The 15,170-nt window shown below is 38.1% G+C and carries 15 protein-coding genes; 8 read left to right on the forward strand and 7 right to left on the reverse strand.

What is annotated here, in order from left to right:
- Nucleotides 1-11: 11 nt before the first annotated feature.
- Together QZ135_RS06405 and QZ135_RS06410 are read right to left on the reverse strand one after the other, a co-directional pair.
- Nucleotides 12-764: a LytTR family DNA-binding domain-containing protein gene (locus QZ135_RS06405; RefSeq protein ID WP_294606937.1), complete on the reverse strand. Its 753-nt coding sequence runs from the start codon at nt 762-764 to the stop codon at nt 12-14.
- 130 nt (nt 765-894) lie between these two features.
- Nucleotides 895-2,922 carry a histidine kinase gene (locus QZ135_RS06410; protein WP_294606939.1) on the reverse strand — a complete coding sequence of 676 codons (2,028 nt, stop codon included), beginning with the start codon at nt 2,920-2,922 and terminating at the stop codon, nt 895-897.
- A gap of 784 nt (nt 2,923-3,706) precedes the next feature.
- Between QZ135_RS06410 and QZ135_RS06415 the strand changes: the two genes are divergently transcribed.
- The 4 genes from QZ135_RS06415 (at nt 3,707) to QZ135_RS06430 (ending at nt 6,294) form a co-directional block, all read left to right on the forward strand.
- Nucleotides 3,707-4,990 (forward strand): tyrosine-type recombinase/integrase, encoded by a 1,284-nt coding sequence (locus QZ135_RS06415; protein WP_294606941.1) that lies wholly within the window; start codon nt 3,707-3,709, stop codon nt 4,988-4,990.
- A gap of 356 nt (nt 4,991-5,346) precedes the next feature.
- Nucleotides 5,347-5,736 (forward strand): hypothetical protein, encoded by a 390-nt coding sequence (locus QZ135_RS06420; protein ID WP_294606943.1) that lies wholly within the window; start codon nt 5,347-5,349, stop codon nt 5,734-5,736.
- A complete protein-coding gene (locus tag QZ135_RS06425; RefSeq protein ID WP_294606944.1) occupies nt 5,737-6,012 on the forward strand; it encodes a hypothetical protein in 276 nt (91 codons plus the stop codon).
- Nucleotides 6,013-6,117: 105 nt separating this feature from the next.
- Complete coding sequence (locus tag QZ135_RS06430) at nt 6,118-6,294, forward strand: histone H1 (RefSeq protein WP_294606946.1); 177 nt, start codon at nt 6,118-6,120, stop codon at nt 6,292-6,294.
- Nucleotides 6,295-6,551: 257 nt separating this feature from the next.
- Here the strand turns inward: QZ135_RS06430 and QZ135_RS06435 are convergent, their stop codons facing one another.
- The 3 genes from QZ135_RS06435 to QZ135_RS06445 are packed head-to-tail and all read right to left on the reverse strand — an operon-like array spanning nt 6,552 to nt 9,598.
- Nucleotides 6,552-7,571 carry a hypothetical protein gene (locus QZ135_RS06435; protein WP_294606948.1) on the reverse strand — a complete coding sequence of 340 codons (1,020 nt, stop codon included), beginning with the start codon at nt 7,569-7,571 and terminating at the stop codon, nt 6,552-6,554.
- 10 nt (nt 7,572-7,581) lie between these two features.
- A complete protein-coding gene (locus QZ135_RS06440; protein WP_294606950.1) occupies nt 7,582-9,165 on the reverse strand; it encodes a phage terminase large subunit in 1,584 nt (527 codons plus the stop codon).
- Complete coding sequence (locus QZ135_RS06445; RefSeq protein WP_294606952.1) at nt 9,155-9,598, reverse strand: DUF5675 family protein; 444 nt, start codon at nt 9,596-9,598, stop codon at nt 9,155-9,157. Before QZ135_RS06445 ends, QZ135_RS06440 begins: the two co-directional genes overlap by 11 nt.
- A gap of 208 nt (nt 9,599-9,806) precedes the next feature.
- Between QZ135_RS06445 and QZ135_RS06450 the strand changes: the two genes are divergently transcribed.
- From QZ135_RS06450 to QZ135_RS06465, 4 genes are all read left to right on the forward strand, one after another.
- The gene (locus QZ135_RS06450) at nt 9,807-10,832 is read left to right on the forward strand and encodes a hypothetical protein (RefSeq protein ID WP_294606954.1); all 1,026 of its coding nucleotides are present in this window, start codon (nt 9,807-9,809) and stop codon (nt 10,830-10,832) included.
- A 9-nt stretch (nt 10,833-10,841) separates the two neighbouring features.
- Nucleotides 10,842-11,837: an SMEK domain-containing protein gene (locus tag QZ135_RS06455; protein ID WP_294606957.1), complete on the forward strand. Its 996-nt coding sequence runs from the start codon at nt 10,842-10,844 to the stop codon at nt 11,835-11,837.
- A gap of 45 nt (nt 11,838-11,882) precedes the next feature.
- Nucleotides 11,883-13,163, forward strand: coding sequence for a hypothetical protein (locus tag QZ135_RS06460; RefSeq protein ID WP_294606959.1), 1,281 nt, complete (start codon nt 11,883-11,885; stop codon nt 13,161-13,163).
- Between the two features lie 186 nt (nt 13,164-13,349).
- On the forward strand, nt 13,350-14,564 hold the full coding sequence (locus tag QZ135_RS06465; RefSeq protein WP_294606961.1) for an IS256 family transposase: 1,215 nt from the start codon (nt 13,350-13,352) through the stop codon (nt 14,562-14,564).
- A gap of 174 nt (nt 14,565-14,738) precedes the next feature.
- On the opposite strand, the gene QZ135_RS06470 is transcribed toward QZ135_RS06465, so the two are convergent.
- A complete protein-coding gene (locus QZ135_RS06470) occupies nt 14,739-14,927 on the reverse strand; it encodes a hypothetical protein (RefSeq protein WP_294606963.1) in 189 nt (62 codons plus the stop codon).
- A complete protein-coding gene (locus tag QZ135_RS06475; RefSeq protein ID WP_294606965.1) occupies nt 14,927-15,145 on the reverse strand; it encodes a hypothetical protein in 219 nt (72 codons plus the stop codon). The genes QZ135_RS06470 and QZ135_RS06475 overlap by 1 nt, the downstream gene beginning before the upstream one ends.
- Between the last annotated feature and the right edge of the window lie 25 nt (nt 15,146-15,170).

Genomic DNA, 15,170 nt, shown 5'->3' on the forward strand with positions numbered 1-15,170 from the left:
ATACAATTTGTTTACAAACAATATTTATCTTGTAGTTCCTTCTTGTACTTCCTCGAAACAAAAAGTTCTGTTATCTTATCAAAGGGGGGATATAATATACACTTACAATCTTTAATAATCATCAGATAATCGATATTAATAATGTAGGACTGATGTATCTGAACAAAACTGGGTGAATACTGAATAATCTGTTCCGCAGTCATTCCGCGACGCAACACCAATGGCGGTTGCTCACTAAGCACTACCTCCCATTGCTTACGATCAGAGCAATAACGGAAAAAGCCAATTTCAGCAGGACGCAGCGCGCGCATATCATTAGTCGGTGTAAATACGATAAATGTCCTTCCACAGTGCAGTGGCATCCCTACAGGCAATATTGCTCTTTGTCCTGCCTCAGCCTGTTTCACAAAACGTGAAAGTATATCTTTGAGTTCTTGTTCTTCAAAAGGTTTCAATAAATAATCGAATGCAGACTCACGAATGGCTTGTATCATATATTTATCGTAAGCAGTATAAAAGACAACTTTCATATTCCACGAAATGTCGTTTCGGATTTCCTGTAATAGTTCCATACCTGTCATATCAGGCATTTCCACATCCAGAAAAAGCAAATCAGGCCGTGTTTTGAGAATCACTTTCTTCCCCTGCTTACCATTCCGTGCTGTTTTCTCCAGAGAAAAGTGTGCGTCTTTGCTTAACTCGAAACTCAAATTCTCGAGTGCCACTTCGTCGTCATCGACTATTATAACTTTATATTTATCCATGTTTATTTCATGTATTCTTTGGCGAATATAGGCATTATACGACTTCCACACAAAACCATTAAAGTCGTTTTATAGACTATCCTGCAGCAATTCGTCCTATTCTTGTTAAAAATAGGATTAAATGTCTTTTTTAAATCTTATAATCATACCTGTCCGGGAGCAAAAAAGTGACTTCACACCCCGTTTCACCATTGGGCAAAAGGATATTATGCACAGAAACATCTATTGTTTCCTTATTCTTCATATTCAGAATTTGAATGGTTTGCATAATAACTTTCATGCCCGTGCCAGTTCCTCTGCTGTGGCTGTTCGGACGATACCCTCCCCCATTATCTCTTATTTTAATGCAAATCCCATTAACCTGACGGTCAATAATAACCCACAAATTGCGCTCTCCATCTTTTCCCCGCAAAGCATGTTTCACCGCATTTTCCACAGGAATTTGTATTAACATGGAGGGGAGATAAACTTGTCCAGGATGTACCTCCTCATCAATCTCTATCACCGGATGAAAAGCTTCTCCTAATGAACGGCGTTCCAAGTCAATATAAGTTTTCACAAAGTCCAGTTCTTCCTCTAAAGTGACGCACAATTGTTCTGCCAGCTCCAGATTACGACGCATCAATTTCACCAAAGAAGACAGCCCCTGTTGTTCTTCCACTTTCCGTTCTGCCATCTCCTGATTGAGCACATTAAAAATGAAATGAGGAGACAAACGATTACGAATATTCTCCAGGCGAAGCGTAGAAACCATACGACGATTCTGGGCAAGCAACAAGTCACGCTTCTTCTTGTTATACATATAGATAAAGACTATAATCAATAAGGTTATGCTGGTAAGGGCAATCCAGAATGTTCTCGTCTGCCGCAGTTCAAGCACTTCATTCTCCTTCTCCCGAATAAAGACTTTTTGTGCCATCACAGTAGAATCTTGTTGATAACGCAAAGCCAAATCAGCCGTACGCATCTTTACACGCTCGTTGCGGATGGAATCATCCATCCGATTGTTCTCCTTCAGATAGAAATAGGCTTTCCGGTAGTTCTCCGTTTCTTCATAATATTGCTGCAAATACTTATTACGTATATGCACCATATCCGGATCGATATCCGGTGGAGTAACACTTCCTGTCAATATGCGTTGTGCTTCGGACAAGTCTTTTCGAATCAAAGCTAATTCTATATTCTGTGTATCAATATAATATAGTGCAGTCGTTATTCCCGTTTCCTTAAAAAACGGTTCACATTTACTTATATATTTAGCGGCAGAATCCGCTTCATTTATTTGCAGAAAACAATCTCCCAAATTCAACCATCCCAGATTTTGCTCAAAAACCATATCCGGATAATCTTTCACAAGATCAATGACTCTCTTGAAATAATTGATGGCAGTTTTATAATCTTCCCGATAATAATAGGAGGTACCCCGGTTGTTCAGATAGAAATGTTTTTCAAAAGGCAACATGCTTTCGTAACTTCTTGCTGCAAGATTATAGTAATAGTCACATTGCTCAAAATCCCGCAACGCCACATAAATCTGTGCTAATCCATAATAAATCGGCGGTTTCTTGGTAGAGACAATATTTAGCGAATCACACAGCAATAACGCCCTCCTATACCAGGCTGCTCCTACATCCAACTTGCCTAAACGGTTGGTGGCATCGGCAAGATTCATCAAGATGTCAGGCACCACTTCTACTTTCGTACCTTGCATCCGTTGTTCATAAGCTCTCCTGAAATATACTTCTGCAGAGTCCATATATCCTGTACGTGCATAAATATTCCCCTTCATATTATAGCATTCCGACCTCAAGTCTGCCAGTTGCGGAGACACAGGCTGTCTCATTGCAAAATCTTCAACCTGTCGTATCAAAAGCCGAGCAGAATCGATATCTGAAGACATCATACAAGTTTTAGAGGCTACTGCCAGATAATTATAGCGCACCAAACTGTCCTTAACTTCCTGCATTTCCTGCAATGCTTGTGTACGTACTTTCCGGGGAGCAATGGATACAGAATCTCCATTTGCAGCAAAAAAGGCTTCGAATGCCTGCATCTCACCTTGTTCTATTTTTTGTTTGTGAGGTGTACAAGCAGTCAAAGCAATAAATGCAATTACTACAATGCATAGTAGTCTTTCAGTCCACGCTATTTTCCACATAGTACGAGAATTAAGCTATTTATTTGTACAAACATACTGTTTTTCGGCGAAATATAATAATAGTTTTATCAAATTCTCCGGAAAAACTGTTGCAGTTATAACTTGAACTCAAGATTCATTAATGGTTTATGCACACTTTTACCTACACGCTTACACTCTGGCTCCACATCGCTCTATCCATCGGCATTAGAGCGACAGTGTAAGCAAATAAAAGCAGAGTGTAGGTAAATTTACCTACACTAGGGCAAAAAATACATATATAGTTGATTATGTTCATTTTGCCACCCAATTTCCACGTAAATCACACATTTCTACTTCCTCCAAAACTCCCATTTATTCTCCTCAAATATGTGATTTACGTGGATATTGGGTGATAAATGGAGTAAAAGATGTCGGATTTCAGTAATTCTCTTCATATTTCATTCTGTTTGTTACTTGCTTTCACCGGTTCGGGAACAGTACTTGTAGATGTCATCGCCCATGTTTATTAGATTAACACCACATACTTGTTCTGCAAACAATTAATATTCAGTGCTATCTACAATTGTGAATCACATGCTTCACAACTGTGATACGATTATTTTTTGAATGATAGACATAACCACTTTTAGATAAGAGGTAATTAATTGATTATTAGTGTATTTATAGTAAGTTTTGATATGTGCCAAAATATACGACACACGAAATAAACTAAAAAGGCAGTAGTTAACCTACTCTTCCGTGTACGGTGAAAAAGCCCCAAGATTGCGGGGTACATCACATGGATAACTAAAAACAACTAATTATGTCTTATTCATTAAACATCAAAGGTAAGGAAAACCCGAAAGACAAGCAACTTGTCAAGTTAGAAATGGTATTTTTTCAAAGCGGATATGCTCGTGTATCCAAGGTCTTGGACGTAACAGGCGCAATGAAAGACTGGGATAATGAAACCCAGACATTCAAATCCAAAGGCACTGAAGCAGCTGCAAAGAACAAACTACTCCTTGACATGAAGATGCAGTATCTTAAAGTTGTCGAAGAGTGGGAAGCGACCAATCAGCCTTGGTCACCTGTTCAATGGTCGCACAGCCTTGATAATGTAAAAGCTATCAAGAGAGATGAACCTAAAGTAATAACTGTCGATAAATGGATACAAGACTATATCGAGGCGTGCCGAAAGACTGAAAGGGTTAAGAACGGGAACATACTTACTTGTTCCCAAAATGCCAAACACTTGCATTATTTCAGACTGCAATTAGAACGCTTTACAACTGAACAGTACGGGAAGAGCTTTTCCACATATTTCTTTCAAGACATAACGGAACAGTTCGTGAAAGACTATGTTGCTTATTTAGAGAAGGAAGGTATAAAGAAAGGCAATAAAAGTGGGCTGTGCACTAAGTTGAGAATGTTACGCGGCGTATGTTCCAATGCGAGAAAGGTAGATATACCCGGGGCTAAAATATCCCAGTTCACCTGTGTTAAGGAAAAGATGGTTTGGGATAACGTGGTCCCAAAAACGATTCCATTTGCTGTATTCCAACAAATCGAAAATATTGACCGGGATTACTTTACTGAAGAAGAACAATTCTATTTGGATCTATATCTCTTCAGTTTTTATGCCGGAGGCATGGGAGACAAAGACGTCTGTTATCTCACATGGGAATGCATTTCTGATGGAATGCTTATTTATGAACGCATGAAGACACGTAAACAGGCTAAAATGGTACTGACGGACAAGGCGCTCAATATTATCAATAAATATAAGGCTAAGAGCTACGGTAACTTTGTTTTTCCAGTCTTCCAAGAAAAGCATGCAACTGAAAAGCAAAGGGATTCGCGGATTGCCGCCATCCAAAGAAAAGTCAATGCAGTCCTTGATCGCGTGCGTGGTATGATAATGTTTAAAGATAAAATCACTTGGTATTCCGCCCGAGGTACATTTATTACCAAGATGGACGAGGCCGGTTTTTCAACTTTAACCATCGCAGAATTTGCAGGCAATAGCGTTCAAGCAATCCAGAAGCATTACTTCAAGAATACTAAACGGGACGAAATCCGCAGGACTATCAACAATATTATCTGATAAGATAAGGCATCTTCTCCACCAAGTAAAGGACATCGTATTATTCGGTGTCCTTTATTTTTTTCTCTAATCGTGGAGAATAAATTGAAAAAACTTATATCTTTGCTTTTGGAAATGGGGAGAAATCCACTTCCAACGTCGTAGTACGTTAACATATTGGTAGCAGAAAATCTGACAGTTTACTCATAACCCAATAATATGTTTAACGTTCGTGCCAGAACTATATACCTTTAGTATATGATTCAAACTGGTGCGGACTTAACTATTATATTGGGTTTAGGCTTTGTCAGAGCCTTCTGCTCCGTAATAGAAGAGTCTCGCACCTTTTTTATATGGGTGCGATAATATATCGGACCATGGAAAGACCCAAAAATGACACTATCAAAACAGTAGTCCGTTCAATGCGACGGCAAACAATCTGTGAAAACTTCATTGTGCTGCAATCTGTAGCTTCCGATCTTAATTTGAGGTTAGATTTTGAAGAATTAGAATTTGATGACGGCGATTTGTTTTGCTTTCCAATTCTACTGCATCAAATCTATAGCACTCAAATCTACGAAAATACCCTGTATATTCTATGCGATAATTTCGTGCTACACATTGTAAACCTGGATAACAAATACCACTGGATGAAATTACTGGAAAAGCAACCCGGCTTCGGATGTCTGGCGTTTTGGATATTCAAACTAAAAGTGTCTCGTGTCGCCACTTGGCTTACTAAGATTTATCACCAATATCAAAAATAGATGAAAAAGAAAAATGCACCATCAGAAGAATTATTAGCTCATCTGGAAGCAATTCCCGAACCAACTCAGGCAATAGATGAAGAAACCAGTGACTTAATCGTCGGAATACTCCAGAGTATGAAAGCTGAGAATCCACTGGGGCTTAAACAGGAAGAGTCAGTTATAGAACTGGAAATACAAGCGGGGAAATTTATATGCCTGCTTGATGAAAAATGGGATTTGAAAAGACTGTTCCGAGTGGATAACGAAGACGAAAAAACAACCCGCCTCAAATAATTTCCGGTCAGGAGCTTTTGCATTGAAGCTATTTTTTTTCGTGATGCTGGTGCGAAGTTAGATTATTTATCTTAATTTTGCGTCTCATTATTAAACGATATGAATATGAAAGAGCTATTAGAAAAAGTGAATGAATCATTCGCAGCATTTATTGAGGATGCAAATCTTCAGATAGAAAAAAATAATAAGGCAGCCGGTACCCGTGCTCGCAAAGCATCACTGGAAATCGAAAAGATGATGAAAGGATTTCGTAAAGCCTCTCTGGAAGCTTCAAAACAATAACCAGCGAACTGAACAAAATTAAAAAGTCGTTCTATCTTTTGGTAGAGCGACTTTCTTATTTAATTTCGGTGAACAATAAACAAAAATATTTGTTTTCTATTATAATCGTTCTTAGGGCTTTGTGCCTATGTGAATAGCCGCAACAGTTAGTTCTAATGTCTCCCTGACATTGCAGAACGATTAAATAGTAGTTTTGTCGTGTTTTATTTTGTGTTTGTGTTGTGACGGTGCTGCGATGTGAATCGAGGTACCGTTTTTTATGTCAGCCACGGATTCTTATACGGGTCATAGCTTGTCTGGAAAGTGGCAAGCTGCCAATCCATTACCGGCTTCTTATCCTCTGCCAATCTTCTCGGAATCTGCGGATTGAGGCGTAGCTTCGCCGCATCATTCAACCACTTCATAGAATCCTCATAGTCTCGCAACCGGACAACACTCACGTTATTAGGAGCAATCAGTTTTGTAAGTTCATACACCGCTAACCTGAGCATGTGCTTTTTCAGGTTGTAGTTACGCGGATCATGTAACGACAGGTTCTTTCCGACTTCCGGAATATCCGAGTTCACATCGAGTTCTGGGTAGAACACCTTACCTTCGTAAACCACATACTCGTGCCCGTTTAACTCATACTGATTATAGCTGAAATCATAATCGGCTATCGCTCCCCAGTTCTTGCTCTCTAAGGGTGTGATATTATTGTCGAAGCTATCGAGGCTCATTAAAGTGTAAAAAACTCCTTCATAACGAACCACATCCCAAAGGTTGTACTCTACCGGTTCCCAATCGAAATAGTGTGCTTCCAGCCAGCCACTAACCAAAGGGATTCTGATGTTATCGAATTTATACCCGTTATCCTGAAGACACATATACAGGATGTCGTTGTACTTCACAATATTCCCTTTGTAGTAGGTTCCGAACTGGGAGTAGTTATTTATCGTTTCCATATCCAAGTTCGTGTCCAGATGCTCTTCCCAGTATTCAACCAATGAAGGCACTTTATAACCACTGATTGATTGGGTTACTTCATATATTCTATTCTCCAGATAGATATGCGTCCCAACCGGAAAAGTGATGCGTCTGTCGTACTTCGCAATATACTTTCCCCGGTTCAGTTCTTGTACTACTTCGTAATTCTCACTCAAATACTCTACGATACTCATTTCAGCCGCTTCTTCTGCCTGAATAAAACGTCCGGTATCGTTGCGGGTAATCTGGGAAAGAGCTTCCGGTGTGAGAAGACTCAAGTAATCGGAATCATTAAGAAAACGTCTGTACATATTAATAGTTTTAGTAGTTAAATCCTTCTGAAATGGTAGCTGTAGAAAGGATGCTGCCGCTATCGTCACCGCTCTTGAACTTATACCACGCATCTCTGAGATAATAGCAAAGCAAATAATCAAGGCAATCTGACAAGTGGCCGTATTTTTCGTACTTCACTCCGGTTTTAGAGTCCGTTACTTTAGGCTTTCCTTTGCTTCCGTCCTCGTTCTTTAGCTGATAGATTAAGTCCTGTGTAAGTTTCCGGCAACGCAGGTCAATCATTATTTCCCAACCGTTGTAACCTTTGAAAACTTCATTCACAAACTCACAACGTGGTGCCTGTGGCGGTTGCTTCTTCAGGAGCTTAATCTTAGGACGCAATATACCTTTGCCCAACGTCTCATTTATTATCGTATAGTTATTCACACCGTCCTCGTTGGTAGTTGAACGTTGGAGTCCGGCTGGGTCGCCTGTTATATCCAATCCGCCGATGTGCTTTTGACGGTACATCTTCTTCTTGATTTTTCGGGCGAGTGATGGTGTATTGTTTTCCTTATCCTCTGCCTTTCCCAGTATCTCTTCAATAATATATACCTTCTTTTTATCATAGTCAATCTGAACTAACAGAGTAGACATATATGGTGCAACATTGAAGTCCCACACAACGATCAGCGGCTTAGTTGGGTCATATACCTTTTCTTTCAGTCCGGTAATCAAATGCTTGGTCCCGTCGAACTGATTGTAGAGTGCCATGTCATTCGCCTCTACGAAGTCCCAGTTACCATACAACAATCTTTCTTTCGTTGCCTGATCGCTGATTTTATTCAATGCAGCCTCGTAGGTTTGGCGGAAGGCGATGTCGGGGTTGTCGAATACACTGAAAGGCACATAAAATTCTCCTTCACGTGTAACTGTCTTGTCTCCGTTTTCGTCCTGTACGAATCGGGTTCTTACCCAGTTGGTTGTCGGATTGGTTGTAAGGAGCATTTTAGAAACTTTGAATGTCTCGTGTGTCTTCCATCGTAAACGAGAAAACAATACTTCAATTGCTTTCTGACTTACTTCGGAAACCTCATCACATGCTGCAATCGTTGCTTCCATTGAACCAAAACGCTCGAAATTTGGGTCTGAGGGTAAATCTGCTAAATCAAGCATCAGAATTACTGAATCATTCCAAAACCGAAGAGTTCCGGCTACGCTGTTAATATGATAGTTCACATCTTCAACGAGCCCCCAGCTCTTAATAATCATACGGATTGTATTCCATGTACTTTCCTTTAAAGATTTCAACGTCTTTCGCGCCACTATAGCACGCACATCCGGAAATCTAATACAACTACTTACAAGCCAAACACTTGCAAGAAAACTTTTGCCTCCACCGGCGGCCCCACCACCAAGAACCAACTGTGGAATGTTAGAATTACTACATTTAATGCAAAATGGTTTGTATTTAGGATTATGGTTTGTATCATACCCTATTAACTTTTGCTCAATGCCACCTCCACATAGCGGACATTCAGGTTGAAGTAGTTTCCAAAGTTCATACTGTTTAGGTGAAGGCTTGAAGTCAATGTGAAGGTTTTTAGGCGGGACCAACTTTTTACTTGCCATTGATTATTTCGATTGTGATGTGTTTTTCTTTGGATAGAATAGCGTTCAACTTGTCAGAGGTGACACGTGACTCGGTTACTTTGCCCTTGATGGTGTTATTACCAACAAGCACGCATCCGGCTGAATCTACTGCCGTTGTACCGCTATGAATGAGAATCCCGATAAAGTGAGGTACATTGTGCAGAAGTGGTAGTTTCTTTTTGAATCGTGGACTGTGCTCCATTGTCACCTTGTAGGTTCCGGCTGGAATGCCAGTCTCCGCATAAATCTTCCCTTTACATTCACAGGATTGTCCTTTGGGAGTATAAGGGCAAGCTGCTGGAAGTTCTCTTACCTTGTCTTCAATGGTATTACAGAAGAACTTCCCGTTGATGAACAAATCTCCGACGGTGTATTTGTCACCGAGAAATTTACGTTTCAGTGTGAGTTTCATAGTTGGGGTAGTTTAGATTATATTTATATATTGATGAATAGATAGATTACCTTAAAGATGGTTATTATTAAAAGCTTTGGTAACTATATAGTTTGGTTAACCTAATGCCCCTAATTCTAATTAGGGGAAAATTATGTTGAGTAATATATATATGTTAATGATGAAAATTATAGTATATTTGTAGAAACGATAATCTAATATTTGTATAATGGAAAAATGTAAACTTTGTAAAGTCAATGATGCTAATAAAAAAGGGTCCCATATAGTACCTCATTTTTTATTAAAACGAATTGATAATGCGGAAGGAGAACATGGACGAGATCGTGAACTTGGTTTTGTGATAGAAGAAAATGATACTAAATCATATTTTGGACGTTCTTTGCAACCAGAAAAGTTAGAAGAAGTATTTGGAGAAGTTTCTGATGAAGAAATTAAGAAGAATGAAATTCCATCAGTGGTGGATAATATCTTTTGTTCCTCATGCGAAAAAAGACTTTCAATAATTGAAGCAGAATATGCTAAAACATTAAAGAACTTTTCCGATAGTGTATATAAGTCAGGTTGTTCGACTGCTGTAGGATTATTGTTCTGGATGAGTGTAGTATGGAGAATGTCTATTCATAAGCAATATGGTACACATTTAACATCTGGTGAAGAAGAAACTTGTAGAAGTATATTAAACAGATTCCTAACACACTCCATAGAATCTATTGACGAAGAGAGCATGAAGTCGCACAAATTATTAAAGAGAATATCTTATAAGCTTATGCGTGCGCCTAATTTCACTGATAATCATACAACTTTATTATTCTTTCATCCATTGTTTAGAAATCCTTATTCATTGTTGGTTGATGAGTACATTTTACTGTTCTCCTTAAAAGGAAATTATATTCAATTAAAAGATTTCTATGGAATAAAGGATGAACTTTCCCAGTCACCTATCAATAAAGTGGGGACAGAAGAAAAGATTCTTCCAATTGAAAAAGAAAAAATGGAAAAGGCTATTCTGCAAATAATAGATAAAGTGAAAGATATTAAGCTCTCACAAATAGTAAAGTTGCTTGATGAAATCCATGTAAGTTTAGGAGGAGAAGGCTCTATAATGCCCGGTTGGATAAAACAACAGATATTCGATGAAATAACTTCCGATGAGAAAAAAATTGGAAGAAAATATTCAAAAAATGATATCAGAGAGTCTATTATAAAAGTGTTATCACAATTTGTAAAACAATAAATACAAGGTATGATTACTAGAGGGTATATAATAGGAAAGATTATTGATGATTTGACATTGTTAAATATGCGTATTGATGCACGAAACAAACAGGGGCTACTTGACTTGACTAAATTTACAGAAGATTTTATTAAAGATGTTCTAAATATAGTATATAGCTTACACCTTGTGAACCTTAATTCGGAACGTTCAAACAACCCTGGCTTAGACTTAGGTGATACTCAGCAGCAAATTGCCTATCAAATTACAGCTACTAAATCTTCACAAAAGGTAAACGATACTCTTAGAACTATAACTGAGCCTCAATTAGAGCAATATACTAAGTTTAAAGTTTTTATTATGGGGGAAAAACAGACATCATACACTTTAGATGAAGAACTTGTGAATAAAACAGGATTTAAACGGGATACTGACATTGAGGATATAAACTCGCTATCGAGAGCTATTGTTGTATTAGACTCAGAATCTCTCGACTCATTATATATTCTATTCAATCGTGAATTCAGACAAGTAACAATAGAATTAGAAGAGCCAGACAGAGAGGGTAACTATGAGACATCTTTGTATAATCAACTTGAGAGAATACCAGATAAACATCCCCAAAATGCGAGTAAGCTTACTGAGTTTTATGGAGAACCAGTTATATTGGAGGATCTGCTTGAATTATATAGGCGCTTAGCTTCTGTACCACGTATTACACGAGAGTTTTTAGCAATTATTGCTGATAGAGGGGAGCGTACTGTAAATGGTTATCGTATTTTACCTCTTGCGTTGAGACATAGTCTCCATCTCAGTGAGAATGAGCTTTGGGGAGAAATTTGCATTTTGGAAGGTGCAAATCTTATTGATTGGGACGAAAATTTTGATAGTTATGATAATCAAATTAATTTTTTAATCCTAAAGGGAATTGAACTTAATGGATTAGTTGATTGGGCAAAAGAAAATAAATACAATCTGCGTACTCTATTCACAATATTAGATTTCACAATATTAGATAAGGGGTAAGCATATTTTAAACGATTGTATTTTTTCTATCAATAATTAAAGAATATGGAAACAAATAGTAACATTTTATTGGCTGATAATGAGTTTGCAACAAAGGGATCGTATAAGAATTCTTATTTCCACATATTTCTTGATGGTAATTTTAATGAGAATCTACGTTTGATGACTCAAGAGAGCTTTGGCTTTTTTGTCCATGAATATATTCATTATCTACAAAATATAACAACTATATTTGGTATGAAATATAGTACATATAGATATTCAACTATGTATAAAATGAAATCACAAATAATAAGTTCCCAGTTGATTTCTTTACCGATTAAGATTCGTCAAAGCCAGGATGAATATAATAAGGCTATTGATTTTCAAGAAGCATTAGGTACAAATAACAGCTATACTTGGATTGATGAGGAAAGCGTTTCAATACATATTCTTAAAGAAGATATAGAAAATAAAGAAAGAACAAAATGTGAAATACACTTTAAGATTCCAAGTGAAGAAAAAGAGCAAAGTGTTGTTTTTGGCGCTTGGCACATTAAGGAAGGGATGTCATTCATGTACCAACGTTTTTTTGACGAAGACGTTAACAGTGATGCTATACCATACAAATTAGTTGAAATTATAGCTAAGAAAAAATATCCTTCAATATATGAAGACAAAAAAAAACTAATATGTATTTGCTATGCTTCATTATTTGATGATTTTCCTGCAATTGCATTTTTTACGCTAATGGAATTGGCTGAAAATAACCCGGAATTTACAGGACTGGATATTGTGGCAAGTGTTAATAACGAAGTATGGATTGATAAAAATGGAAATGAAAACACAAATAATAATTATATGGATGAAGTCGTCAATGAGTTTAAGAAAGAGCTATCAAAAAATTTAGTAGCTAACTTAGATGCTATAGATGAAATTTTGAATCGAGTACTTTTTTCTAAACAACATTTTCCTATATTGACTGCCATGTATGATAAGAATTTTCCAACTCGAACAATCTTTTTGGATATTGTAACTTATTATGGCTATACTTACATACAGGCAGCTAATGGGTATTTTTTCCCAACAACAGTCAAGGGGCAGAAGGATTTTGATGACATAGGTATAAAAAATAATCATTCGTCGGATGACGTATTGGAGTTAATTGCACAATCTGCAATAGAACAAACTTTATGTAGTAAAAGTCGGGAGTGTCCATTACAATATATGTGTATTGAGGAAGATTTGGTGGATGAATACTGCTATAAAAGCCCTTGGTTACATCAGCAATGTATTTATACAGTAGCGGCTGATTATTTAAATTTGAAACAGAAAATAAAAAGTTAAGAATCATTTTATGAATGACTTATATATCGACTCATTATAGTCCCAGTATTCCCCTAATGTCTTTTAGTAAGAATAAAAAAGAAGAGACTGGCTAACAAGCCTGCTTTTTAACGATTCACCCAGAGGATGTAAATTAAACTGTGTCAGCAAAGAATAAAATATTAACTTTGCTAACACAGTTTTTTTATGAAAGAAGAATTTGATTTTGAGAGTATCAAGAACAAGGCAATTGAACAGCTGAAAGCGGGCAAGCCTTTGTTAGGGAAAGATGGTGCGTTTGCGCCATTATTGGAAAGTATCTTAAATGCAGCTCTGGAAGGTGAGATGGATGCCCATCTGACTGACGAGGAACGCCAAATGGGTAACCGTCGTAACGGAAAGATGCAAAAGCAGGTTCAGACTCCCTTGGGCGAGGTAACTGTATCTACTCCCCGTGACCGTAATTCGAGTTTTGATCCGCAGTTCATCAAGAAGCGTGAAACCATTCTGGCAGAAGGTGTTGCTGACCGTATAATCGGCCTGTATGCAATGGGAAACAGTACAAGGGAAATCAGCAACTGGATGGAAGAGAACCTTGGAAACCGTGTCTCTGCAGATACAATCAGTGCCATCACCGACCGTGTACTTCCGGAAATAAAGTCATGGAAATCACGGATGCTTGATTCTGTCTATCCAATAGTCTGGATGGATGCTATTCATTACAAAGTAACGGATGAGCGTGGCTGTGCGGTACCCCGTGCAATCTACAACGTATTAGGTATTGACAGGGAGGGGCATAAGGAACTGCTCGGAATGTATATATCAAAGAATGAAGGCGCAAACTTCTGGCTCAGTGTTCTGACGGACCTTCAAAACCGTGGAGTTGAAGATATTCTCATAGCCTGTATAGATGGCCTCAAGGGCTTTCCTGAAGCCATCCAAAGTATTTATCCCAACACAGCCGTACAGCTTTGTGTGGTACACCAGATACGTAATTCCATCAAGTATGTAGGTTCCAAGAATCAGAAAGAATTCCTGAAGGATTTGAAGTGCGTCTATCAGGCTGTCAATAAGGAATCCGCAGAAAACGAGCTTCTTAAACTGGAGGATAAATGGGGTGAACAGTATCCTATTGTTATTAAATCCTGGCAGGACAATTGGGATAAGCTATCTGAATTCTTCCAGTATACTCTGGCTATCCGTAAGCTTATCTATACCACAAATACTGTTGAGGGATATCACCGCCAAATCCGCAAGGTAACAAAAAACAAAGGCGTATTTCCATCGGATACAGCCCTTGAAAAACTGGTTTATCTTGCATATCGTAATATACGGAAGAAATGGACCATGCCACTTGCCAATTGGGCTACAATCTCGCAACAATTAGCCATAAAGTTTGGAGAGCGATTTAAATTATTGTAATTTTACGCTCGTCGGGACGGGTGGTCCCGCCCCTTGGCGCTGGCCGATCCCCGACCGATGAGTTTTAAGGAAAAATAATGCATGACACAGTTTATTTTACGCCCCCTTCACCCACACCACAGATACCTGTAACGTGGGTGATTTTGATTTTTCAAGACTTATTAGACAGCCTTTTTAATTATATTTTTTCATCTTTCGTCTCAACTCCCGCAATGTACTGCTATATGATTTTTTGATAATGTTGCCGTCATAAACGGACTTGACGTAATACTTATTGATATGCGTATTATAGTACGGAACGCTGTAACCGTTGAGCCACCTTGCATCGAATAGCTGGTGCTCGTAGCAATCTATTTCTGCCATTAAATAATGAATTTACTGATTTCTTCGATTTGTCGTCCCGCTTTGGCTTTCATATCTTCCAGTTCTTCGTTCTCGCTGGTCAGCTTCTGAACTTTAGCGTGATTCTTTTCAACTCTGGCAGTGATGCCCGCCTGAATGTTTTTCAACTTCTCTACTGTTGCTATGAATACCCGGTTTGTACCGTTGATTTGGGTTTGGAATGATTTTCTGAATAACATAGTAATTGAGTTTTTTATTGAAAAT

The sequence above is a fragment of the uncultured Bacteroides sp. genome, assembly GCF_905207245.1.
GTDB lineage: Bacteria > Bacteroidota > Bacteroidia > Bacteroidales > Bacteroidaceae > Bacteroides.

Excerpts from the sequence above, each read along its gene's own strand:
- QZ135_RS06450 (WP_294606954.1), top strand. The coding sequence starts at position 9,807 with ATGGAAAAATGTAAACTTTGTAAAGTCAATGATGCTAATAAAAAAGGG.
- QZ135_RS06420 (WP_294606943.1), top strand. The coding sequence starts at position 5,347 with ATGGAAAGACCCAAAAATGACACTATCAAAACAGTAGTCCGTTCAATG.
- QZ135_RS06465 (WP_294606961.1), top strand. The coding sequence starts at position 13,350 with ATGAAAGAAGAATTTGATTTTGAGAGTATCAAGAACAAGGCAATTGAA.
- QZ135_RS06470 (WP_294606963.1), bottom strand. The coding sequence starts at position 14,927 with ATGGCAGAAATAGATTGCTACGAGCACCAGCTATTCGATGCAAGGTGG.
- QZ135_RS06410 (WP_294606939.1), bottom strand. The coding sequence starts at position 2,922 with ATGTGGAAAATAGCGTGGACTGAAAGACTACTATGCATTGTAGTAATT.
- QZ135_RS06425 (WP_294606944.1), top strand. The coding sequence starts at position 5,737 with ATGAAAAAGAAAAATGCACCATCAGAAGAATTATTAGCTCATCTGGAA.
- QZ135_RS06445 (WP_294606952.1), bottom strand. The coding sequence starts at position 9,598 with ATGAAACTCACACTGAAACGTAAATTTCTCGGTGACAAATACACCGTC.
- QZ135_RS06460 (WP_294606959.1), top strand. The coding sequence starts at position 11,883 with ATGGAAACAAATAGTAACATTTTATTGGCTGATAATGAGTTTGCAACA.
- QZ135_RS06440 (WP_294606950.1), bottom strand. The coding sequence starts at position 9,165 with ATGGCAAGTAAAAAGTTGGTCCCGCCTAAAAACCTTCACATTGACTTC.
- QZ135_RS06435 (WP_294606948.1), bottom strand. The coding sequence starts at position 7,571 with ATGTACAGACGTTTTCTTAATGATTCCGATTACTTGAGTCTTCTCACA.
- QZ135_RS06430 (WP_294606946.1), top strand. The coding sequence starts at position 6,118 with ATGAAAGAGCTATTAGAAAAAGTGAATGAATCATTCGCAGCATTTATT.
- QZ135_RS06455 (WP_294606957.1), top strand. The coding sequence starts at position 10,842 with ATGATTACTAGAGGGTATATAATAGGAAAGATTATTGATGATTTGACA.
- QZ135_RS06405 (WP_294606937.1), bottom strand. The coding sequence starts at position 764 with ATGGATAAATATAAAGTTATAATAGTCGATGACGACGAAGTGGCACTC.
- QZ135_RS06415 (WP_294606941.1), top strand. The coding sequence starts at position 3,707 with ATGTCTTATTCATTAAACATCAAAGGTAAGGAAAACCCGAAAGACAAG.
- QZ135_RS06475 (WP_294606965.1), bottom strand. The coding sequence starts at position 15,145 with ATGTTATTCAGAAAATCATTCCAAACCCAAATCAACGGTACAAACCGG.